The sequence below is a fragment of the Rathayibacter sp. AY1C7 genome, from assembly GCF_002931865.1.
Lineage (GTDB): Bacteria > Actinomycetota > Actinomycetes > Actinomycetales > Microbacteriaceae > Rathayibacter.
This window is the reverse complement of the sequence record NZ_PSWB01000034.1, coordinates 1-21452: the sequence shown is the minus strand read 5'-3', so window position 1 is coordinate 21452 and position 21452 is coordinate 1. Positions and strand designations below refer to the sequence as shown.

Here is a 21452-nt window from a genome sequence, read left to right as displayed (position 1 = left end):
GACTAGATCTTCTCGATCGGCGCGACCTTGATCAGCAGCTTCTTCGCGCCCACCTGGTCGAAGAGCACGTGCGCGACGCGCTTCGAGCCCTCGCCCGTCACCGCGTTCACGCGCCCCTCACCGAAGTCGGTGTGCCGGATGCGGTCGCCCGCGATCAGCTCGAGGTCGCCGTTGTCGCGCACCATGCCGGTGATCCGGTTCGGGAACTCGCCCTTGGCCTTCGGCGCCGCGGCGAGCGCCTCCCGGAACTCGGTGTTCGATCGCGACTTGCCGAAGCCGGGCCGCTGAGCGTTCAGGGCCCGGGGCTGCGTACCGCCGCGCGAGGTCGCCGCGCCGGGCGACTGGCGCCACTGGATCAGCTCTCCCGGGATCTCCTGCAGGAACCGGCTCGGCATCGCGACCGACGTCTCGCCGTACTGCGCGCGGGTCATCGCGAGCGAGAGGTAGAGGCGCTTGCGGGCCCGGGTGATCCCCACGTAGAACAGCCGCCGCTCCTCGGCCGGGCCGCCGGGCTCGTTCGCCGAGATGCGGTGCGGGAGCAGGTCCTCCTCGATGCCGGTGAGGAACACGGCGTCGTACTCGAGGCCCTTCGCCGTGTGCAGCGTCATCAGCGAGACGGTGCCGGAGTCGTCGTCGAGGTCGTCGGCCGCGGCGACCAGCGAGACCTCGGTGAGGAAGTCCACGAGCCCGCCGTCCGGGTTGTTGCGCGCGAACTCCTTGGTGACGGCGATGAGCTCGTCGACGTTCTCGGCGCGGGCCTCGTCCTGCGGGTCGCGGCTGGCGCGGAGCATGTCGAGGTAGCCGCTGCGGGTGAGGAGCGCCGTCAGGACCTCGTGCACCTTCGCCTCGCCGCCCTCCCGTGCGGGGTCGAGCATCAGCGCGCACTCGTCGAGGAGGGTCGCGAGGTCGACGATCGCCCTCGTCACCTTCGGGCCCATCCCGAGCGAGCCGGCGTTGCGCATCGCCTCCCGCAGGGTCACCGCGTTGGTGTCGGCGAACGACTGCAGCTGCGCCTCCGTCGCGGGGCCGATGCCCCGCTTCGGAGTGTTCATGATGCGCCGCAGCGCCAGCACGTCGGCCGGATTCGCCACCGTGATCAGGTACGCCAGTGCGTCCTTGATCTCGGCGCGCTCGTAGAACTTCGTGCCGCCCAGGATCCGGTAGGGCAGCGCGGAGCGGATGAAGATCTCCTCCAGCGCGCGGGTCTGCGCGTTGGTGCGGTAGAAGACCGCGATCTCGTCGTAGCCGGTGCCCGCCGCGTGCAGGCGGGCGATCTCGTCGACCACGAACTGCGCCTCGTCGTGACCCGAGTACCCGGTGTAGCCGACGATCTTCTCCCCGTCGCCGCTGGAGGACCAGAGGTTCTTCGCGCGACGGTCGAAGTTGTTCGAGATGACGGCGTTGGCCGCCGAGAGGATGTTCTGCGTCGAGCGGTAGTTCTGCTCGAGCAGGATCACGCGGCAGCCCGGGAAGTCGCGCTCGAACTCGACGATGTTGCGGATGTCGGCGCCGCGGAACGCGTAGATGGACTGGTCCGAGTCGCCGACGACGGTGAGCGAGGCCCCCGGGATGGAGCCGTCGGCCGTGACCGGTCCGCGGTAGGGGCGGTCGAACTGCGCCGCGGCCATCGTCGCCGGCGGCACGGGCCGGGTCAGCTCGTGGATCAGCGAGTACTGGGCGTGGTTCGTGTCCTGGTACTCGTCGACCAGCACGTGGCGGAAGCGCCGCTGGTACTTCGCGGCGACGTGCGGGAAGGCGCGGAAGAGGTAGACGGTCTGCGCGATCAGGTCGTCGAAGTCGAACGCGTTCGCCCCCTCGAGCGCCCGCGAGTAGGCCCGGAAGACCTGGAGGAACATCTCCTCGTTCGGGTCGCTGAGGTTCGCGGTGCGGGCGTAGGAGTCGACGTCGGCGAGCTCGTTCTTGAGCTTGGAGATCTTCGCGGAGGCGCTCGCGACGGTGATCCCGAGCGAGTCGGCCTCGAGGTCCTTCACGATGCGCTTGAGCAGGGCGCGCTGATCGCCCGAGTCGTAGATCGTGAACGACTTGGTCATGCCGAAGTTCTCGGCCTCGCGGCGCAGGATCCGCACGCACGCCGAGTGGAACGTCGAGATCCACATCCCCTCGGCGCTCTGCCCCACCAGCTTCTCGACGCGCTCGCGCATCTCGGCCGCGGCCTTGTTGGTGAACGTGATCGCGAGGATCTGGCTCGGCCAGGCCTCGCCGTTGCCCAGGAGGCTCGCGATGCGCCGGGTGAGGACGCTGGTCTTGCCCGAGCCCGCACCCGCGACGATGAGCAGCGCGTCTCCGCGGTACTCGACCGCCTCGCGCTGCTGGGGGTTCAGCCCCGCGACGAGCTGCTCGTGCGCCGGGTCGGTGCGGGGCGCGTCCCCGGGGCCGCCGGGGGGACCGACGATGACCGGGGTGGCGCGGGAGTCGCTCGGATCGAAGAGGAAGCTCATGTCCCTCCGAGTGTAGATCGCCCCTCCGACACCGGGAGCGGTCAGGCGGTCCGCTGACGCGGCGCGGGCGAGGTGAGCGCCCCACCGACGTCCAGTCCGCGCCACGCGAGGGAGAAGCCGAGCACGGCGAGCGCCGACGTCGACACCGCCAGGAGCTGCAGGAGCGCGAAGGCGGTGAGGTCCTTCGTGTCGTCGGGGTAGTACTGGATGCCCTGAACGGCGAGAGCCGCGAGCAGCACCACCACGATCACCGAGCACACCAGGAGCAGCCGGTTCACCCCGCGCCGCGCGGGCCTCTTCGGCGCTCGGCCCACCTGGGCCCTGGTGGTCAGCCACGCGCAGGCGGCGGAGGCGGAGGCGAGCGCGACGAGGTCGGCCCCGAGGACGTCGCTCGCCCGGTGCCAGGAGGCGGCCATCGTCAGGTTGCCGACCAGCACCACGACCGCGCCGCCCAGCGCGAGCACGACGGTCCGCGCGCGCCCGGGGACGACCATCGCCAGGGCGAAGACCACCGAGACGGCCGCCGCGGTGTGCCCGCTCGGGAAGCTGCCGCCGGTGTACCAGGAGTCGGTGGCGACCAGCTCGGGCCGCTCGAGGACCACGTTCTTGAGCAGCTGGGTGAGCCCGGCCGTGACGACGATCGAGCCGACGGAGGCGACGGCCAGCGCCGGGCGCCTCCGGATCAGTGCGATCGCCGCGACGAGCAGGGCGCCGACGACCATGGAGAGCGGGGTGACGTCCGCGAGCGCCCCCGCGGCGGCGCCGGTGGCGCGGCCGAAGACGAGGTCGGCGCCCCGGAGCCCCGAGTTCTCGACGCCCTGGCCCTGAGGGGTGAGCACGGCGAGCCAGTAGACGACGGCGACGCCGATCACGGCGAGGACGGCGGTGGTGATCCAGCGGCGGGTGATGCGCTCTCGGGTGGACACGGGGCCTCCTCTCGAGGGACGGGCGGGCGGTGGTGAGCCGATGATGCCAGCGAAGCCTCCGCGTCCGCTCGGCACGCGCCGGAGGAGCGCCCGATCACGATCCGGGTTCAGCCGCGGAGCAGACGCTCCTGCTCGGCCGCCCGCGCCTCGATCGCCAGATCGGGCTGGTCGGCGAAGACGCCGTCCACTCCCGAGCGGAGGATCATCGCGAACTCCTCCTGCCAGCCGCCGTACTCCGCCGGGTCCTTCCCGCGGCGGTGCACCTTCTCGAGGAATCGGTTCTCGGCGCGCAGCGTCCAGCAGTAGACCTCGAGCCCGGCCGCGTGGGCGTCCTCGACGAGCGGACCGGTCCCCGTCGCCCGGCCGGCCGCGTCCCGCGAGAAGAGCATGCTCTTGTCGACGCTGATCCCGTCGACGGCTCCGGCGAGGTTCCGCAGTCCCGCCGGCGTGGTGAAGGCGGAGTAGGGGGCCGCGTCGGCGCCGTGGGCGGCCACGAGGTCGGGCGGGGCGCCCCGCGACTCGAGCAGGTAGATCCGGCGGGCGCCGACTCCGCTCACCGCGAGCCGCTCAAGCACGGTCTTCTCGAAGCTCTCGATCGTGAGCCGCGGGTCGCGCGGACCCCAGCCCGCGGCGGCGAGCTCCTCGCGCAGCAGCACGTCCAGCGGCAGCCCGATCCCGGCGAAGTACGTCGCGTGCTTGATCTCGGCGACGAGCCCCGGCGGAGCGAGCGGATCGTCCTCCGCCGCCCGGTCCAGCAACGCCAGCAGCTCGCTGAAGCGCAGCAGCGGGAACTGCCCGTCGAACGTGGCGCTGGAGCCGCGCACCGCCGGCAGCCGCTCCCGGGCCCGCAGTTCCGACAGCTCGTCCCAGGTGAAGTCCTCGGTGAACCAGCCGGTGATCTCGCGGCCGTCGATCCGCTTGGTGGTGCGGCGTGCAGCGAACTCCGGGCGCTTCTCGACGTCCGTCGTGCCGGAGATCTCGTTCTCGTGGCGGAGGACGAGCACGCCGTCGCGGGTCGCCACCAGATCGGGCTCGAGCGCATCGGCGCCCAGCGCGATCGCCAGCTCGTAGGCGGAGCGGGTGTGCTCCGGTCGGTAGCCGCTCGCTCCGCGGTGGCCGATGACGAGCGGTGACTGGCGCGCGGGCATGCCGCGATCCTACGGGCGGCTCTGCACGGCTCGCAGCGGAGTCGAGGTCCGCTCGAAGAGAACAGCCAGACTCTGAGAGGTGCTCTCAGATAAGGTGGTGTCCATCGTCGCAGTCCTCTCGGATCCGCGGCGCACCCCGCACCCACAGCGACTCAGATCCGCGAGTTCCCTCGGAGACCAGCGCACCTGAGAGAAGAGGAACCATGGCAAGCAACAATCCGGCCTTCGGACGCCCGGAGTTCAGTAACCGCGGCTACGCCGGCCGCGTGCAGGACCTCCCGGACGTCTCCCCCGGCACGCTCGACCAGATGTACTCCCGTCCGGCCGCCGGCTCCGTCGAGACCGACCGGATGACCGTCGAGGACACCCTCGCCAAGACCGCCCTCGCCTTCGTCGTGCTCCTCGCGGGTGCGGCCGTCGGCTGGTTCGTCCCGGGCCTGATGCTCCCCGCCGTGCTCGTCGCGCTGGTGCTGGGCATCGTCAACGCCTTCAAGAAGCAGCCGTCGCCCGCCCTGATCCTCGGCTACGCCGCGACCCAGGGCATCGCGGTCGGCGCGATCTCGAAGTTCTTCGAGAGCGCGTACGCCGGAGCGGTCGTCCAGGCCCTCATGGCGACCGTCATCGTGATCGGCGTCACCCTGGCGCTGTTCATGAACGGCAAGATCCGCACCTCGCCGAAGCTCAACAAGATCTTCTTCATCGGCATGATCAGCTACGCGGTGTTCTCGCTGGTGAACCTGGGCCTCGGCCTCTTCGGCGTCGGCGGCGGCTTCGGTCTCCGCACCGGCTTCATCGGCATCGTGATCGGCCTCATCGCCGTCGCGCTCGCCACGTACTCGCTCGTGATGGACTTCGAGTTCATCCAGCAGGGCGTGCGCAACCGCCTCCCCCGCATCTACGGCTGGACCGGCGCCTACGGCATCCTGGTCACCGTCGTCTGGATGTACCTGGAGATCCTGCGCCTCGTCGCGATCTTCCGCGAGTAGCACGGCGCACCACGTCCGACGGGCGCTCGACCTCCGGGTCGGGCGCCCGTCGTCGTTCCCGGCCCCAGCGCCGTTCCCGGTGCACTGCCGGGAGCGCCTGGCACGATGGAGGGATGAGTGCCGCAGACTCCCGGATCGTCGGCCTCGACGTCGCACGCGGCCTGGCCGTCCTCGGCATGTTCGCCGCCCACCTCGCCCCGGTCGAGAGCGAGATGCTCTGGAACGGCCGCAGCTCCGTCCTCTTCGCCGTGCTGGCGGGAGTGTCGATCGGGCTGATGACGGGCGGAGCACAGCGCTCCTCGCGGCCCTGGCACGACACGGGATCGATCCTGCTCCGCGGGCTGTACCTGCTCGTCATCGGCGTCGCCCTCACCCTGCTGGGGACGCCGATCGCGGTGATCCTGCCGCACTACGGGGTGATGTTCCTCGTCGCGGCGCTGCTGCTCTTCCTGCCGCGGGCGGTCCTCGCCCTGCTGGTCGCGGTCGCGGCGATCGCCGGGCCCCTCGCGGTCGACGCGCTGACGAGCGCCGGCGGCTCCTGGCTCTCGACCCTGTCGCCCGACGAGGCGCTCCTGGCCGCGCAGCCCCTCACCTGGCTCACCCAGTACTACCCGGTGCCGTCGTGGCTGGCGTACGTGGTGCTCGGCCTCCTGATCGCGCGCTGCGACATCCGGTCCGCGACCACCCAGCGCTGGGTCGTCGTCGGCGGCGCCGTCTCGGCCGTGCTCGGCTACGGCGGCGGGCTGCTGCTCGGGGGTCCGGAGGCGGTGGAGGCGCACGCCAGCACCACCGCCGAGCTCCTCGGGGCGGGCGGGGTCGCCTGTGTGGTTCTCGGCGCGCTGACGGCTCTGCTGCAGCGGCTGCCGCTCCTGGCACGGGCGGCGACTCCGATCGCGGCCGTCGGTGCGATGCCGCTGACGATCTACTCGCTGCAGCTCGTGGCGCTGGCGGTGTACCTGGTCCCGTACGAGCCGTTCGACTTCGGGTCGTGGCGCAGCTGGACGCTGCTCGGCGTCTTCGTGGTCGGCTCGATCGTCGCCGCTCTCCTCTGGAGGCGGCTCGTGGGGCAGGGCCCGCTGGAGTGGCTGCTCGCGCGCGCGTCGCTGCGGCCTCGGGGTCCGCGCGCGGCGCTGGGTTAGGGTGGCCGGATGATCACGCGTCGCGAGGCCGCTCAGCGCCTCGACATCCCCCTCGAGATGGCGACGCGGCACGGCATCCCCACCCGTCTGTCGGAGGAGGAGCTCGCCGCCCTCGAGCAGGATCCGCCCGCCTGGCTCGTCCAGTCGCGCGCGAACCGCACCGGCAGGCGTCCCGTGTGGGTGACCCTCGACTGCGCCGTCTGCGGCCGCTCCGAGGCCGCCCGCCCGAAGAAGTGGTGGCCCGAGTTCACGTTCCTCGTCTGCGAGGACCACTCCCCCGCCTCCTGGCCGCACCACCCCGAGGGCCACCGCCGCGACGAGTACGACGGCATCGGCACCCGCTTCATCGGCGTGCTCGACACCCCCGCCTGACCCGCGCTCGCGCGCCCGCCGCCTCCGCCTGCACCACGGCCCCCGGACCAGCGCAGACCCGCGTTCCCCGACCACCCGGCAGGAGCTCGCCTCTCGATCGGCACCCCCGGAACGTCCCCGCAGGGCCTCGTCCCGCTGACCGCCACTCGGAACGCCTCGCCAGGCACCGGTCAACCCCGACCGATCCCCCGGCCGAACCGCGGCCACCCGTTCCCTGAACAGCCACCTGAGCTCGTTCCCCGACCTGCATCCCGGGAACGGCCCCGCAGGGGCTCGTTCCCCTCTACCTGCACCCGGGAACGGCCCCGCAGGGGCTCGTTCCCCCACCCGCTCCCCTCAACAAGAAACGGCCCCCTTCGAAGGGAGCCGTTCCTGACGTTCCGCGGGTCTCCGCGCGGTCAGCTGCAAGGCGGAGAAGGGCGCGATACCGGAGGTATCGCAACCGCCGACAACGCCGCAGATGACCGTGCGGAGACCCGCGGAATCACTCCCACTCGATGGTGCCGGGGGGCTTGGACGTCACATCCAGCACCACCCGGTTCACGCCGCTCACCTCGTTGGTGATGCGGTTGGAGATTCTGGCGAGGAGGTCGTAGGGCAGGCGGGTCCAGTCGGCGGTCATCGCGTCTTCCGAGGAGACGGGGCGCAGGACGATGGGGTGGCCGTAGGTGCGGCCGTCGCCCTGGACTCCGACGGAGCGGACGTCGGCGAGGAGGACGACGGGGCACTGCCAGATCTCGGTGTCGAGGCCGGCGGCGGTGAGCTCGGCGCGGACGATGGCGTCGGCGTCCTGGAGGAGGTCGAGCCGCTCCTGGGTGACCTCGCCGACGATGCGGATGCCGAGGCCGGGTCCGGGGAAGGGCTGGCGGCCGACGATGACCTCGGGGAGGCCGAGCTCGCGGCCGATCGCGCGGACCTCGTCCTTGAAGAGGGTGCGGAGCGGCTCGACGAGCGCGAACTGCAGGTCCTCGGGGAGTCCGCCGACGTTGTGGTGGGACTTGATGTTGGCGGTGCCGGTGCCGCCGCCGGATTCGACGACGTCGGGGTAGAGCGTGCCCTGGACGAGGAAGTCGATCGTCTCGCCCTCGCCCTGCGCTTCGAGCACGAGCGCTTCGGCGGCGGCCTCGAAGGTGCGGATGAACTCGCGGCCGATGATCTTGCGCTTCTGCTCCGGGTCGCTGACGCCGGCGAGCGCGTCGAGGAACTGCTCGCGCGCGTCGACGGTGACCAGGCGGACGCCGGTCGCGGCGACGTAGTCCTCCTCGACCTGGCGGCGCTCGTCCTTGCGGAGGAGTCCGTGGTCGACGAAGACGCAGGTGAGCTGGTCGCCGATGGCACGGTGCACGATCGCAGCGGCGACGGCGGAGTCGACTCCGCCGGACAGGCCGCAGATGACGCGTCCGGTGCCGACCTGTTCGCGGATCACGGAGACCTGGTCGTCGATCACGTTGGAGGAGTTCCAGTCGGCCGGGATGCCCGCGGCGCGGTGGAGGAAGTTCTCGATGACGGCCTGGCCGTAGGCGGAGTGCTTGACCTCCGGGTGCCACTGCACGCCGTAGAGGCGGCGCTCGTCGTTGCCGAAGGCGGCGACCGGGGTGGAGCTCGTGGAGGCGAGGACCTCGAAGCCCTCGGGCGCCTGTGCGACCGAGTCGCCGTGGCTCATCCACACCGTCTGGTCGGCGGGCTGCTCGCCGAGGAGCACGCCACCGTCGGTCGAGAGGGCGGCGTCCGTCGCTCCGTACTCGCGCAGCCCCGTGTTGGCGACCTCGCCGCCGAGCGTCTTCGCCATCACCTGGAAGCCGTAGCAGATGCCCAGGACCGGGATCCCGAGGTCGAAGATCGCGGGGTCGAGCTGCGGGGCGCCCTCCTCGTACACGCTGGAGGGGCCGCCCGAGAGGATGATGCCGACGGGCGACTTCGCGGCGATCTCGGCGGCCGTGGCGTTGGAGGGCACGATCTCGGAGTAGACGTTCGCCTCGCGGACCCGGCGGGCGATCAGCTGCGCGTACTGCGCGCCGAAGTCGACGACGAGGACGGGCTGCGCGGCCAGGTGCGGCTGGGGAGCGGTGGGCTGCTCGCTAATGGGGGGCCTCCACGGAGTCGGTCGGGGTCTTCGGGTCGGTGCCGGCGGTCCGGCGCTCGAGGTACTGCTCGACCTCGCGGGCGATGCGGGTCTCGACGAAGAAGGAGAGGGTGGGCACCACGCCGCCGAGCGCGATGAGCACGAAGCGCGTGAACGGCCAGCGCATGAGGCTCCACAGGCGGAAGTCGGCGAAGAGGTAGACGACGTAGAACCAGCCGTGCGCGATCAGGATGCCGGTGGACAGGTTCGCGCCGGTGCCGCTCGACGTGAACTCGCCTCCGGGCACCTCGTACATCGGGGCGAAGTGCAGGACGCCCTGCTGGCCGAAGGCGAACAGCTCGAGGTGGAAGACGTACTTGAGCAGCATCTCCGCGCAGAGCAGGAGCAGCATCACGCCGGTGATGATCGAGGTCACCCGGTAGAAGCGCAGAGCGCTCCGGATCGCAGGGAACTGCGCGGGCTTGGGCTCGAGGGGCATGACGACCAGTTTACGGTGCGGGGGCGGGGGCCTCGGCCCGGTCGCCCAGGTCGGCGCGGGCGCGCTCCTCGGCGTCGAGCGCCTCCTCGGCCTCGCGCTCCCACGCGTCCTTGACGAGGCGGAACCAGAGGTAGAGGGCGAAGCCGGCGAAGACGACCCACTCGATCGCGTAGAAGACGTTGAGCCAGTTCAGCGAGACGTCGCTCACGCGCGCCGGGGAGTCGATGGCCTCGAGGCCGGCGACCGGCTCGTCGACGACGACGTAGCCCTGGTAGACGTCCTGGGGCGGGTCCGGCCAGCGGTTGATCAGCGCGGGGACGGAGAGCGCGGTGAGGGTGGCGGGGTCCAGGCCCTCCGCCGGAGCCTCCGCGGCCTCGTTGGCCACGAGGCGGCCGATGAAGGAGGAGGGCGCCTGCTCGCTCCCGCTGTTCAGCGCGTCCGCGACGGACTGCGCCTGCGCCTCGTCCTGCGTCCAGCCGTAGGCGAGCACCAGGTCGGCGTCGGCGGTGCGGGTGCGGGCGATGACCCACCAGCCCGGCTGCTCGCCGTTCAGGCGGCCGCCGAGGATCTCGGCACCGCCCGGCACGAAGACGGACGAGCCCTCCACGCGCTGTCCGTCGGCGGTCGCCGTGATCGAGCGGGAGGGGGTCGCGACATCGGCGAGCGGGAGCGTCGTCTCCGACACTCCGGAGTCGGGCGCGGCGGCCTCGACCGCGCGGCCGACCTGCCACTGCCCGAGCGCGGCGAAGAGTCCGGCGATCAGGAGTGCGAGCGCCAGCGCGGCGATCCAGCGCGGGCGCCGGGCCACCTGCCCGACCGTGCTCTGCGTCATTCGTCCCTCGTCCGCCCTCGATCCGTGCGGTGTCCCGCGGGCCGGATCGAGCCTAACCCGTGAGTGTGGGAGCTCCGTGGGATCAGTAGTCGGGCTCCCTCGGGCGGCGGGGCCGGGCGTCGTCGGCGCCGTCGGACTGCTGCATCGCCTGGTCGATGAGCGCCTGACGCATCGGATCGGGGAACTCGTCGTCGAGCTCGTCCGGCTCCGCGGGGCGCCTCGGAGGAGCGGGGGCCTCCTCCGCGGAGACGGCGGGCGCGGCCATCGCCGCCTCCACGAGCGCGAAGTCCTCCTCGTCCATGGCCGTGGCCGCTGCGGGTGCCGGGCGGTGCCGCCGCCGCGAGAGGAACGCGCCGATGCTCTCGGAGCGCGAGGCGAGGATCGGCCCGACGATCGCCATGATCAGCACGTAGAGGCCGGCGAAGGGCTGGATCCGCTCGTCGAGCCCCGCCGAGAGCGAGAGCGTCGCCAGGATGAGCGCGAACTCGCCGCGGTTGTGCAGGATGAACGCCGCGTTCAGGCCCGCGCGCGGTCCGAGCTTGTTGAGCCACGCGACGAACTGCCCCGCGCCGAGGTTCAGGACGATGGTCATCACCGCGGCGATCAGCACCGGGACCACGACGCTCGGGAACGCACCGGGATCCAGCCCGAGACCGAAGTTGACGAAGAAGAAGGCTCCGAACACGTCGCGCAGCGGGATCGCGATGTGCTCGACCCTCGACCGGAACCGCGTCGCTCCGATGACCAGTCCGATCAGGAATGCGCCGATGGCGTCCGTCACTCCGAGGACCTCGCCGATGCCGCCGAACAGGATGGCGAGACCGAAGAACAGGATCGTGAACAGCTCGTCGTCGCGAGTGCGGAAGAAGCGGGAGACGACCTTCCCGCCCCAGCGGGCGATCGCGAACATCACCACGAGGAACGCGAACGCGATGACGAGCTTGAGCACCACCGGCCACGGCTCCGTCTCGCCCGAGAGCACGACGGACACGATCGCCAGGTAGACCGCGATGAAGATGTCCTCGACGACCGTGACGCCCAGGATCATCGGCGTCTCGGGGTTCGCCAGGCGCTTGAGCTCGATCAGCAGCTTGGTGACGATCGCGCTCGAGCTCGTCGCCGTGATGCCGGCGATGATCAGCGCCTCGCGGCTCCCCCAGCCCAGCGCGAAGCCGAAGCCGAGGCCGACGGCCATGTTGACCGCGATGTAGGAGCCGCCGGAGAGGATCAGGCGGCCGGCGTTCCCGAAGAACTCGTCCTGGTCGAACTCCAGGCCGAGGTTGAACAGCAGGAGTATCAGCCCGAAGACCGCGGTCAGCTCGATGTAGCTCGACTCGAAGTCGAGCGGGAAGAGGTGGAAGTTCGGGCTCGCGAGGAGCCCGACGACCATGTAGATCGGGATGGCCGGGAGCCCGATCGTCCTCCCCAGCCGGCCGAGGACGTAGGCGACGACGAACAGGACGCCGAGGACGATGAGGTCTTCGCCGTGGTGCATCCTCAGGCTCCGGGCGGGGCGTCGACCGTCTTGGCGAAGCTGCCGGTGCGGAAGAACGCGAACGCCTTGGCGACCTTCTCGGGGCTGCCGGCGACCACGAGGGTGTCGCCGGGGAAGACGCGGAAGTCGGGGGCCGGCGCCGGATTGGCGGCGTCGCCCCGGACCACGGCGACGACGGTCAGCCCGACGATCCCGCGGTCGGCGGGCTTGCCGAGCTGCTGTCCGGCGATGTGGTCGTCGTAGTCGACGGTGAACCAGTCGATCGAGAGGCCCGGGATCTGGTCGAGCGCGGTCAGCGACTCCGTGATCTGCGTGCCGCCGAGCAGCTCGGCGAGCGTGTGCGCCTCGTCATCGCTCAGGCGGAGAGACACCTTGGCGCCGTCCTGGTCGCCCTCGGCGAACGTGATCAGGTCGCTGTGGCCGGAGCGGTGGGCGATGACGCCGACCTTCCCGCCGTCGGCCGTCAGGAACGTGTGCAGAACGCCGACACCGGGCAGTTTGACCCTGCGGACCTCGACCATGCGTGCTCCCTCCGCGCCGTGCGGCGCTCCCACTCGGGACTTCCAGCTTAGGCGCGTGCGGAGCCCTCCTGCCGAGGGAACCCCGACCCGTCGAGGGATCCCGCAGTTCCCGGCCGGCTCGGCGGTCCTGCGTCCCTCGCTGTCCACAGGGGGTGGGGGGAGTCTCCACAGAAGGAGCGGAGGGAGGGAAAGGGGGGCGGAAGCGTGCAGTGGGGATCTGTCGAGACGGGGCGTGCCGCCGGTCGGACGAGTCCGTGCGGCTGCACAGCGGTACGCGCGGACCGGCGAGTGGGCGAGGACCTCCGCGGACGAGCGGCAGCGGGCGCGGATCGACGCCGTGGCCGCGACCGGGAGCGCGCCCTTCGTCCTCCGCGAGTCGGCGGCGGCGGTCCGGGACCCCCCCTGGTCGAGCCGCTCGCGGTGACCGTGCATGTCGAGGGGCGACGGACCTGGGCAGCCGGACGTGGAACGGCGTCGCGGAGCGCGCGTCCGCCCCCACCCGCACTGATCGACGGACTCGCCGTCTCGGATCTGGCGCAGACCGCCGTCGACCTGGACCGACCCGGCGTTCCTCCGGGACCGCTCCCGAGCTCGTGCTTCTCGCCGAGAAGCGCCGGGAGGACCGGCTCCGCGCGCGGGTCCGCAGCGTCGTCCGCTGGGCTGGCGCAGGGCCCACGACGCCAGCCCCCTGCTCATCCGGCCGGCCCGTCCCGGCGTCCGCCGCGTCGAGGGACCTCCGGCCCGTCGAGGGAGCCCGCTGTTCGCGGCGGCCTCGACGGTCCGGATCGCCTCGGTCGGTGAGCGTCAGCTGGGCTGGTACGGCGCGACGACGACCTCGACCCGCTGGAACTCCTTGAGGTCGGAGTAGCCGGTCGTCGCCATCGAGCGGCGCAGGGCGCCGATGAGGTTCGCCGTGCCGTCGGCGCCGGTTGCCGGACCGTAGAGGACCTGCTCGAGGGTGCCGACGGTGCCGACCTCGACGCGGCGGCCTCGCGGCAGCTGCGGGTGGTGCGCCTCCGCGCCCCAGTGCCAGCCGCCGCCCGGAGCGTCGGTCGCGCGCGCCAGCGCCGAGCCGAGCATCACGGCGTCCGCGCCCACCGCGACGGCCTTCACGATGTCGCCGGAGGTGCCGAGGCCGCCGTCCGCGATGACGTGCACGTAGCGTCCGCCCGACTCGTCGAGGTAGTCGCGGCGAGCGCCGGCGACATCGGCGACCGCGGTCGCCATCGGAGCCTGGATGCCGAGCGTCGTGCGAGTGGTGGAGGCGGCACCGCCGCCGAACCCGACGAGGACGCCCGCGGCGCCCGTGCGCATGAGGTGCAGGGCCGCGGTGTAGGTGGAGGCGCCGCCGACGATGACGGGCACATCGAGCTCGTAGATGAACTTCTTGAGGTTCAGCGGCTCGGTATCGCGCGAGACGTGCTCGGCCGAGACGGTCGTGCCGCGGATGACGAACACGTCGACCCCGGCGTCGACGACGGTCTGGTAGAGCTCCGCGGTCCGCTGGGGCGACAAGGCCCCGGCGACGGTCACGCCCGCGGCGCGGATCTCGGCCAGGCGCGCGGTCACCAGCTCGGGGCGGATCGGAGCGGAGTAGATCTCCTGCATCCGCTGCGTCGCGGTCTCGGCCGGAAGCCTGCGGATCTCCTCGAGCAGCGGCTCCGGGTCCTCGTACCGCGTCCACAGACCCTCGAGGTCGAGGACGCCCAGCGCCCCCAGATGCCCGAGCCGGATCGCCGTCGCCGGCGACACCACCGAGTCCATCGGCGCGGCGAGGATCGGCGTCGCGAACTGGTACGCGTCGATCGACCACTTCACCGACACGACCTCGGGGTCGCGCGTCCGGCGGCTCGGGACGACGGCGATGTCGTCGAAGGCGTACGCGCGGCGGGCGCGCTTGGCGCGCCCGATCTCGATCTCCATGACGCAGAGTTTACTGTGGCTCGCTCCTCGCTCCGCTCGTCGCTCGCCCGCGGTCGGCCCGAGCGGGCGGTCGCGTTCCGCAGAGCGGGTCGCGTCCGCGCTACGACGATCCGCTCGCACGCGGATCGCCGGTTACCGCTGAGCGGTGTCAGCCGTGGCTCNNNNGCCCGAGCGGGCGGTCGCGTTCCGCAGAGCGGGTCGCGTCCGCGCTACGACGATCCGCTCGCACGCGGATCGCCGGTTACCGCTGAGCGGTGTCAGCCGTGGCTCGCTCCTCGCTCCGCTCGTCGCTCGCCCGCGGTCGGCCCGAGCGGGCGGTCGCGTTCCGCAGAGCGGGTCGCGTCCGCGCTACGACGATCCGCTCGCACGCGGATCGCCGGTTACCGCTGAGCGGTGTCAGCCGTGGCTCGCTCCTCGCTCCGCTCGTCGCTCGCCCGCGGTCGGCCCCAGCGGATGGTCGCGTTCCGAAGAGCGGGTCGCGTCCGCGCTACGACGATCCGCTGGAGAGCGGATCGCCTGCTACCGCTCCTACCGGGCTCCTCACCGGGCCGCGATCGACGCGAGCGGGCGCACTCCACCAGCAGGTGAAGCTTGCGCGGCCGCCACCACGATTCGCTGCAACGCGGGAAGCCCGTCCCCACTCCGTCGCGCTCGCGCGCGGTGCATGACCACTCCCCCGCGACGGCACAGGCGGAAGCCTCCCCCCGCAGTCGCGGCGGCGCCTCGCGCCGCTCGCGCTGCGTCCCCCGCCCCTCAGCCGAGGACCGGCGCTCGTCTCCCGGAGGGAGGCGGCGGATCGGGATCGCGGCCCCTCCGGCGTGGTGGGCGTATGGGCCGCAGGCCCATCGGGCAGAGGGGCCGCGATCCCGATCCGCCGCCGGCCCCACCAGACCCCCTCAGCGCCGGTAGTTCGGCGCCTCCACCACCATCTGCACATCGTGCGGGTGCGACTCCTTCAGCCCGGCCGCCGTGATGCGCACGAACTTCCCGCGCTCCTTCAGCTCGGGGATGGTGCGCGCTCCGACGTAGAACATCGACTGGCGGAGCCCGCCGGCGAGCTGGTACGCCACGTTCGCGAGCGGGCCGCGGTAGGGCACCTGGCCCTCGATGCCCTCGGCGATCAGCTTGTCGTCGGTGGGCACGTCGGACTGGAAGTAGCGGTCCTTCGAGTAGGAGGTCCGCTCGCCGCGGGTCTGCAGGGCGCCGAGGGAGCCCATACCGCGGTAGGTCTTGAACTGCTTGCCGTTCTGGAACACGAGGTCGCCGGGGCTCTCCTCGCAGCCCGCGAGGAGCGAGCCGAGCATCACGGTGTCGGCGCCGGCGACGAGCGCCTTGGCGATGTCGCCGGAGTACTGGAGGCCGCCGTCGGCGATGACGGGGACGCCGGACTCGCGCGCGGCGAGGGACGCCTCGTAGACCGCGGTGACCTGCGGGACTCCGACGCCGGCGACGACGCGGGTGGTGCAGATCGAGCCGGGGCCGACGCCGACCTTGATGGCGTCGGCGCCCGCGTCGACGAGTGCCTGCGCCCCGGAGCGGGTTGCGACGTTGCCGCCGATGACGTCGACGCCGGCGAACGCGGAGTCGGACTTCAGGCGGCGGATGATGTCGAGCACGCCGGCGGAGTCGCCGTTGGCGGTGTCGACGACGATCACGTCGACGCCCGCGTCGAGCAGGGCGGTGGCGCGCTGCCAGGCGTCGCCGAAGAAGCCGATCGCGGCGCCGACCCGGAGGCGGCCCTCGTCGTCCTTCGTGGCGTTGGGGTACTGCTCCGACTTGTCGAAGTCCTTGACCGTGATGAGGCCGGCGAGCTTGCCCTGTGCGTCGACCAGCGGCAGCTTCTCGATCTTGTGCTGCGCGAAGAGGGCGATGACCTCGCTGTCGGGGATCCCGACGCGGCCCGTGATCAGGCCGGTGCTGGTCATCACGTCGCGGACGAGCGTGGTCGCCTTCTCGAACGGCGAGACGAAGCGCATGTCGCGGTTGGTGATGATGCCCACGAGCACGCCGGTGGAGTCGACGACGGGGAGGCCGCTGATCCGGTACTGGCCGCAGAGGTCGTCGACCTGGGCGACGGTGGCGTCCGGGGTGGTGGTGACGGGGTTCGAGACCATGCCCGACTCGCTCCGCTTCACCCGGTCGACCTGGTCGGCCTGGTCGGCGATGGAGAGGTTGCGGTGCAGGACGCCGAGGCCGCCCTGGCGGGCCATCGCGATCGCCATGCGCGCCTCGGTGACGGTGTCCATCGCCGCGGAGAGCAGCGGGGTCGCCACGCTGATGCGCTTGGTGAGACGGGAGGCCGTGTCGGCCTCGCTCGGGATGACGTCGGTGTGCCCCGGGAGGAGCATGACGTCGTCGTAGGTGAGTCCGAGGAATCCGAAGGGATCCGGCTGGTCCATCAATGCCCCTTAGCAGGTCGAGTGCGGGAGCCCGGAGAGGACGGGAGGAGTCCGCTCACGAGCGCCACGGTTGTTCGATCTTAAGCGCCGTGAGGCTCGCGGTATTCCTCGACGGCGCGGCCGCCGGGCCGCGGATGGGCGCTGGAGCGCTCTCCTCTCCCTCATAATGTCGTCACGCGTAAGTGCGGACGGTGAAACACCGCCGACACATGCGGAACGTATGGTCAACCAACGTTGTTTGACGACGGCGATTCGGGCGTGCCCGGAGACCCCATCCGTCTGTGCACCCTGACGAGAGGTAGACGTCTTGCTCACAGCCAGCCGTTCGATGCGCCGCCAGCGCTCGACGACCCTGCATCCGACGGACCGGGAGGCGCCCCGTGGATAGGAGACGCCCGAGGCTCCGAGACCGGCTCCTGGCCCTGGGTCTGCTCGCCGCGACCCTCACCGGGATCGCCGCGGCGGCCCCCGCCGCACTCGCCGCCACCACCGCCGACCAGTCGATCATCGCCTGGGTCCGCGTGCAGGGGACGAACGAGAACCTGACGGGGGTGACCGTCGAGATCGGCGGCGACGCCTCCGCGACCGTGACCACCGGCGAGGACGGCCGGGCCACGTTCCCCCTCGACGCCGCGGGCACCTACACGGTGACCGTCGACGAGGAGTCCCTGCCCGTCGACAAGGGCTACCCCGCCGCGGGTCAGAACCCGAAGCAGGTGAAGATCGTCGCCTCGCAGAACCAGATCGTGAACTTCATCGTCTCGACGGCCAACCCGAAGGGCTCCGGAGCGACCGTCCCGGTCCCGACGGACTCCGCGGCTCCGACGAGCCCCGCGACCGAGGGCACGACCGGCAACGACGCGACGAACCCCGACGGCACGTCCAACGCGGTGAACCAGCCGGTGTCGGCCGACACGTTCTGGATCATCTTCTGGCCGAAGGTCGTCACCGGACTGATCTTCGGGCTCCTGATCGCCCTCGCGGCGATCGGCGCCTCGCTGATCTACGGCGTGACCGGCCTGAACAACTTCGCCCACGGCGAGCTGGTCACCTTCGGCGCGCTGATGGCGTACCTCTTCTCCGGGGTCTTCGGACTCCCGGCGCTGCTGGCCATCCCGATCGCGGTGATTCTCGGCGGGGCCTTCGGCTTCGTCCAGGACGGGCTGCTCTGGAAGCCGCTGCGGAAGAAGGGCATCCAGCTCATCCCGCTGATGATCGTGACGATCGGCCTCTCGCTGGCCCTGCGCTACGTGTTCGTCTTCTTCTTCGGAGCCGACCGCCTCTCGCTCCCCAACAGCACCGCTCCGTTCTTCACGGTGCCGGAGCTCGGGATCAGCCTGAAGTTCACCGACATCGTCGGCGCCGTCGTCGGCGTCGTCTGCATCGTCGCCGTGGCCTACGTCCTCACGAAGACGAAGATCGGCAAGGCGATGCGGGCGGTCTCGGACAACCGGGCCCTCGCCTCCGCCTCGGGCATCAACGTTGAGCGCGTCATCCGCGTCGTCTGGGTGATGTCGGGCGCTCTCGCCGCGCTGGCGGGCGTCTACATCGGCTACTACCAGTCGCTGCGCTGGGACACGGGAGCGTCGATCCTGCTGCTGATCTTCGCGGCGATCACGCTCGGCGGACTCGGCTCCGCCTACGGCGCGCTGGTCGGCTCGCTCATCATCGGACTGATGATGAACATCTCGACGATCTGGATCCCGGAGAACCTCAAGTACGTGGCTCCGCTCGTTCTCATGATCATCATCCTCCTGGTCAGGCCGCAGGGAATCCTGGGCCGCAAGGAACGGATCGGCTAGGACACCATGAACCTCAACTTCATCTGGCTGGCGATCGGGCAGATCGTCGATCCCACTGTCGCCGCGTACGCGCTGGCGACCATCGGCCTGGTCATCCACTTCGGATTCACGGGGCTGCTCAACTTCGGACAGGCCGGCTTCATGGCAGTGGGCGGCTACGCCTTCGCCATCACCTCGGTCAAGTTCGAATGGCCCGTCTGGGGCTCCTTCCTCGCGACGATCGTCGCGGCGACCGTCTTCGCGCTCATCCTGGGCATCCCGACGCTGCGGCTGCGGGCCGACTACCTCTCGATCGTCACGATCGCGGCGGCGGAGATCATCCGGCTCTCGGTCAAGACCCCCGAGTTCTCGGCGATCACCGGCGGCTCGGAGGGCATCAACGGCGCGGCGAAGGCGTTCAACGACCTCAACCCGCTGCCCGAGGGCCGCTGGGGCATCGGCGTGCTCACCTACAGCCAGGACCAGTGGTGGGTGCGGATCGTCGGCTGGGGCCTCGTGCTCCTGGCCTGCCTCCTGGTGTTCCTCCTGATGCGCAGCCCCTGGGGCCGCGTCATCAAGGGCATCCGCGAGGACGAGGACGCCGTGCGCTCGCTCGGCAAGAACGTCTTCTCGTACAAGATCCAGGCGCTCATCCTGGGCGGCGTGCTCGGAGGCCTCGCAGGAGCGCTGTTCATCCTCCCCCGCTCGCTCCAGCCCGACAACTACGGCACCCAGCTCACGTTCTTCCTCTACACGATCATGCTGCTGGGCGGCGCCGCGACGGTCTTCGGACCCGTCGTCGGCTCGATCATCTTCTGGGTCGTCCTCGGTCTGACCGACGGACTGCTCACGCTCGGGATCGACACCGGGGTCCTCAACAACGACCTCATCCGCCTCACCACCGTGCAGACCGGACCCATCCGGTTCATCGTGGTGGGGGTAGCCCTCATGCTCCTGGTGATCTTCAGACCCCAGGGGATCTTCGGCAAGAAGAAGGATCTGCACTTTGCCTAAGACGCCGGTCTCGGACATCACCGAGGAAGCAATCGTCCCCGGGGTCAGGAAGAAGGACCCCATCGTCGTCGCCGACAACGTCAGCCGCCGCTTCGGCGGCCTGACCGCGGTCGACGTCGAGCACCTCGAGATCCCCCGCGGATCCATCACCGCCCTGATCGGCCCGAACGGGGCCGGCAAGACCACGTTCTTCAACCTGCTGACGGGCTTCGACAAGCCCAACACCGGCAAGTGGAACTTCAAGGGCAAGAACCTCGCCAACGTCCCGGCCTACCGGGTGTCGCGGATGGGCATGGTGCGCACGTTCCAGCTCACCAAGGCGCTCGGCGGCATGACGGTGCTCGAGAACATGCTGCTCGGCGCGAAGGGGCAGAAGGGCGAGAACATCTTCACCTCGCTCATCCGCCCGCTGTGGTCGAAGGAGGAGGACTCGATCGAGCAGCGCGCGATCCGCCTGCTCGAGAAGTTCAAGCTGGACACCAAGCGGGACGACTACGCGTCGAGCCTGTCGGGCGGCCAGAAGAAGCTGCTCGAGATGGCGCGGGCGCTGATGTCGGAGCCCGAGCTCGTCATGCTCGACGAGCCGATGGCCGGCGTGAACCCGGCGCTGACGCAGTCGCTCCTCGGTCACATCGTGAACCTGAAGGACGAGGGCATGACCGTGCTCTTCGTCGAGCACGACATGCACATGGTCAACACGATCGCCGACTGGGTGATCGTGATGGCCGAGGGCAAGGTCGTCGCCGAGGGCCCGCCCTCGACCGTGATGAACGACCCGGCCGTCATCGACGCGTACCTCGGCGCGCACCACGACACCGACCTGGGCACGATCGAGGGCCAGCTCGAGATCGCCGAGGAGATGGACTCCGACCTCGTCCGCGAGGACGTGGAGCGGCAGGCGGATAAGGCCGGCATCCCGACGCCCGGCCACGACGCTCCGGCGGCCGGAACGGCGTCCCCGTCGGCCTCCGCGCCGACGAGCGTCACCCCGACGACCGACGCCCCGGCCGTCGAATTCGAGAAGGACGAGAGATGACCGCCGACACGACGACTCCGAACACCCTCGAGACGCACGATCTGCACGCGGGCTACGTGCCGGGGGTCAACATCCTCAACGGCTCGAACGTCTACGTGAAGCGCGGCGAGCTCGTCGGGATCATCGGCCCGAACGGTGCAGGCAAGTCGACGCTGCTGAAGGCGATGTTCGGCCTGGTCAACATCCGCCAGGGCACCGTCCTGCTGAACGGCGAGGACATCACCGGCCTCAAGGCCGACAAGCTGGTGTCCAAGGGCGTGGGCTTCGTGCCGCAGAACAACAACGTCTTCCCGTCGCTCACCATCGAGGAGAACCTCGAGATGGGCATGTACCAGAAGCCGAAGCTGTACAAGGAGCGGCTCGAGTTCGTCACCGAGCTCTTCCCGGAGCTCAGCAAGCGGCTCAAGCAGCGCTCGGGGTCGCTCTCGGGCGGTGAGCGCCAGATGGTGGCGATGTCGCGGGCTCTGATGATGGACCCGTCGATGCTGCTGCTCGACGAGCCCAGCGCCGGCCTGTCCCCGATGCGGCAGGACGAGACGTTCGTCAACGTGCAGCGGATCAACCGCGCGGGCGTCTCGATCATGATCGTCGAGCAGAACGCGCGGCGGGCGCTGCAGATCTGCGACCGCGGCTACGTCCTCGATCAGGGCCGCGACGCCTACGAGGGCGCGGGCCGGGAGCTGATGAACGACCCCAAGGTCATCGAGCTCTACCTGGGCACGCTCGCGACGACCAACGAGGTCACCACGAGCACCCCGACCGTCGGCGGCTGATCCCCGCTGCGAAGGGCCCGTCGTCTCCGGACGGCGGGCCCTTCGTCGTTGCCGGGGCGCGGATCGGGCGCGAGCGGGGCCGAGGGG

The 21452-nt window shown here is 70.8% G+C and carries 17 protein-coding genes; 7 read left to right on the top strand and 10 right to left on the bottom strand.

Annotation, left to right across the window (positions count from 1 at the left end):
• Positions 1 to 2 precede the first annotated feature (2 nt).
• The 3 genes from C5C69_RS15110 to C5C69_RS15100 form a co-directional block, all read right to left on the bottom strand.
• Positions 3 to 2459 (bottom strand): ATP-dependent helicase, encoded by a 2457-nt coding sequence (locus C5C69_RS15110; RefSeq protein WP_104258235.1) that lies wholly within the window; start codon positions 2457 to 2459, stop codon positions 3 to 5.
• 41 nt (positions 2460 to 2500) lie between these two features.
• Positions 2501 to 3385 (bottom strand): phosphatase PAP2 family protein, encoded by an 885-nt coding sequence (locus C5C69_RS15105; RefSeq protein ID WP_104258234.1) that lies wholly within the window; start codon positions 3383 to 3385, stop codon positions 2501 to 2503.
• A 107-nt stretch (positions 3386 to 3492) separates the two neighbouring features.
• Positions 3493 to 4533 carry a glycerophosphodiester phosphodiesterase family protein gene (locus tag C5C69_RS15100; RefSeq protein WP_104234172.1) on the bottom strand — a complete coding sequence of 347 codons (1041 nt, stop codon included), beginning with the start codon at positions 4531 to 4533 and terminating at the stop codon, positions 3493 to 3495.
• Positions 4534 to 4736: 203 nt separating this feature from the next.
• Between C5C69_RS15100 and C5C69_RS15095 the strand changes: the two genes are divergently transcribed.
• The 3 genes from C5C69_RS15095 (at position 4737) to C5C69_RS15085 (ending at position 7030) form a co-directional block, all read left to right on the top strand.
• Positions 4737 to 5519, top strand: coding sequence for a Bax inhibitor-1/YccA family protein (locus C5C69_RS15095; RefSeq protein WP_104224741.1), 783 nt, complete (start codon positions 4737 to 4739; stop codon positions 5517 to 5519).
• Between the two features lie 113 nt (positions 5520 to 5632).
• Positions 5633 to 6658, top strand: coding sequence for a DUF418 domain-containing protein (locus C5C69_RS15090; protein ID WP_104234171.1), 1026 nt, complete (start codon positions 5633 to 5635; stop codon positions 6656 to 6658).
• 9 nt (positions 6659 to 6667) lie between these two features.
• Positions 6668 to 7030: a DUF5997 family protein gene (locus C5C69_RS15085; RefSeq protein ID WP_104224739.1), complete on the top strand. Its 363-nt coding sequence runs from the start codon at positions 6668 to 6670 to the stop codon at positions 7028 to 7030.
• A 484-nt stretch (positions 7031 to 7514) separates the two neighbouring features.
• Here C5C69_RS15085 and guaA read toward each other — a convergent pair whose 3' ends face one another.
• The 7 genes from guaA to guaB all read right to left on the bottom strand — a co-directional run bounded on the left by guaA (position 7515) and on the right by guaB (position 16761).
• Positions 7515 to 9080, bottom strand: coding sequence for a glutamine-hydrolyzing GMP synthase (gene guaA, locus C5C69_RS15080; RefSeq protein WP_104234170.1), 1566 nt, complete (start codon positions 9078 to 9080; stop codon positions 7515 to 7517).
• 28 nt (positions 9081 to 9108) lie between these two features.
• Positions 9109 to 9591 (bottom strand): DUF3817 domain-containing protein, encoded by a 483-nt coding sequence (locus C5C69_RS15075; RefSeq protein ID WP_104234169.1) that lies wholly within the window; start codon positions 9589 to 9591, stop codon positions 9109 to 9111.
• Positions 9592 to 9601: 10 nt separating this feature from the next.
• Positions 9602 to 10423: an SURF1 family cytochrome oxidase biogenesis protein gene (locus C5C69_RS15070; protein ID WP_104234168.1), complete on the bottom strand. Its 822-nt coding sequence runs from the start codon at positions 10421 to 10423 to the stop codon at positions 9602 to 9604.
• Between the two features lie 82 nt (positions 10424 to 10505).
• Entirely contained in the window at positions 10506 to 11918 is a 1413-nt protein-coding gene (locus tag C5C69_RS15065; protein WP_104234167.1) for a cation:proton antiporter, read from the bottom strand.
• A gap of 2 nt (positions 11919 to 11920) precedes the next feature.
• Positions 11921 to 12439 (bottom strand): cation:proton antiporter regulatory subunit, encoded by a 519-nt coding sequence (locus tag C5C69_RS15060; RefSeq protein ID WP_068256939.1) that lies wholly within the window; start codon positions 12437 to 12439, stop codon positions 11921 to 11923.
• An 804-nt stretch (positions 12440 to 13243) separates the two neighbouring features.
• Positions 13244 to 14362 (bottom strand): GuaB3 family IMP dehydrogenase-related protein, encoded by a 1119-nt coding sequence (locus C5C69_RS15050; RefSeq protein WP_104224734.1) that lies wholly within the window; start codon positions 14360 to 14362, stop codon positions 13244 to 13246.
• 896 nt (positions 14363 to 15258) lie between these two features.
• Positions 15259 to 16761: an IMP dehydrogenase gene (gene guaB, locus C5C69_RS15045; RefSeq protein ID WP_104224733.1), complete on the bottom strand. Its 1503-nt coding sequence runs from the start codon at positions 16759 to 16761 to the stop codon at positions 15259 to 15261.
• Between the two features lie 380 nt (positions 16762 to 17141).
• Here guaB and C5C69_RS15040 point away from each other — a divergent pair, with 380 nt between their 5' ends.
• The 4 genes from C5C69_RS15040 to C5C69_RS15025 are packed head-to-tail and all read left to right on the top strand — an operon-like array spanning position 17142 to position 21365.
• Complete coding sequence (locus C5C69_RS15040; RefSeq protein WP_104234166.1) at positions 17142 to 18563, top strand: branched-chain amino acid ABC transporter permease; 1422 nt, start codon at positions 17142 to 17144, stop codon at positions 18561 to 18563.
• Between the two features lie 6 nt (positions 18564 to 18569).
• Complete coding sequence (locus tag C5C69_RS15035) at positions 18570 to 19556, top strand: branched-chain amino acid ABC transporter permease (protein WP_104224731.1); 987 nt, start codon at positions 18570 to 18572, stop codon at positions 19554 to 19556.
• A complete protein-coding gene (locus C5C69_RS15030; protein WP_104258232.1) occupies positions 19549 to 20592 on the top strand; it encodes an ABC transporter ATP-binding protein in 1044 nt (347 codons plus the stop codon). The genes C5C69_RS15035 and C5C69_RS15030 overlap by 8 nt, the downstream gene beginning before the upstream one ends.
• Positions 20589 to 21365, top strand: coding sequence for an ABC transporter ATP-binding protein (locus C5C69_RS15025; RefSeq protein ID WP_104224729.1), 777 nt, complete (start codon positions 20589 to 20591; stop codon positions 21363 to 21365). Before C5C69_RS15030 ends, C5C69_RS15025 begins: the two co-directional genes overlap by 4 nt.
• Positions 21366 to 21452: the final 87 nt, after the last annotated feature.

Excerpts from the sequence above, each read along its gene's own strand:
- C5C69_RS15110 (WP_104258235.1), bottom strand. The coding sequence starts at position 2,459 with ATGAGCTTCCTCTTCGATCCGAGCGACTCCCGCGCCACCCCGGTCATC.
- C5C69_RS15100 (WP_104234172.1), bottom strand. The coding sequence starts at position 4,533 with ATGCCCGCGCGCCAGTCACCGCTCGTCATCGGCCACCGCGGAGCGAGC.
- C5C69_RS15095 (WP_104224741.1), top strand. The coding sequence starts at position 4,737 with ATGGCAAGCAACAATCCGGCCTTCGGACGCCCGGAGTTCAGTAACCGC.
- C5C69_RS15090 (WP_104234171.1), top strand. The coding sequence starts at position 5,633 with ATGAGTGCCGCAGACTCCCGGATCGTCGGCCTCGACGTCGCACGCGGC.
- C5C69_RS15085 (WP_104224739.1), top strand. The coding sequence starts at position 6,668 with ATGATCACGCGTCGCGAGGCCGCTCAGCGCCTCGACATCCCCCTCGAG.
- C5C69_RS15075 (WP_104234169.1), bottom strand. The coding sequence starts at position 9,591 with ATGCCCCTCGAGCCCAAGCCCGCGCAGTTCCCTGCGATCCGGAGCGCT.
- C5C69_RS15070 (WP_104234168.1), bottom strand. The coding sequence starts at position 10,423 with ATGACGCAGAGCACGGTCGGGCAGGTGGCCCGGCGCCCGCGCTGGATC.
- C5C69_RS15065 (WP_104234167.1), bottom strand. The coding sequence starts at position 11,918 with ATGCACCACGGCGAAGACCTCATCGTCCTCGGCGTCCTGTTCGTCGTC.
- C5C69_RS15060 (WP_068256939.1), bottom strand. The coding sequence starts at position 12,439 with ATGGTCGAGGTCCGCAGGGTCAAACTGCCCGGTGTCGGCGTTCTGCAC.
- C5C69_RS15050 (WP_104224734.1), bottom strand. The coding sequence starts at position 14,362 with ATGGAGATCGAGATCGGGCGCGCCAAGCGCGCCCGCCGCGCGTACGCC.
- guaB (WP_104224733.1), bottom strand. The coding sequence starts at position 16,761 with ATGGACCAGCCGGATCCCTTCGGATTCCTCGGACTCACCTACGACGAC.
- C5C69_RS15035 (WP_104224731.1), top strand. The coding sequence starts at position 18,570 with ATGAACCTCAACTTCATCTGGCTGGCGATCGGGCAGATCGTCGATCCC.
- C5C69_RS15025 (WP_104224729.1), top strand. The coding sequence starts at position 20,589 with ATGACCGCCGACACGACGACTCCGAACACCCTCGAGACGCACGATCTG.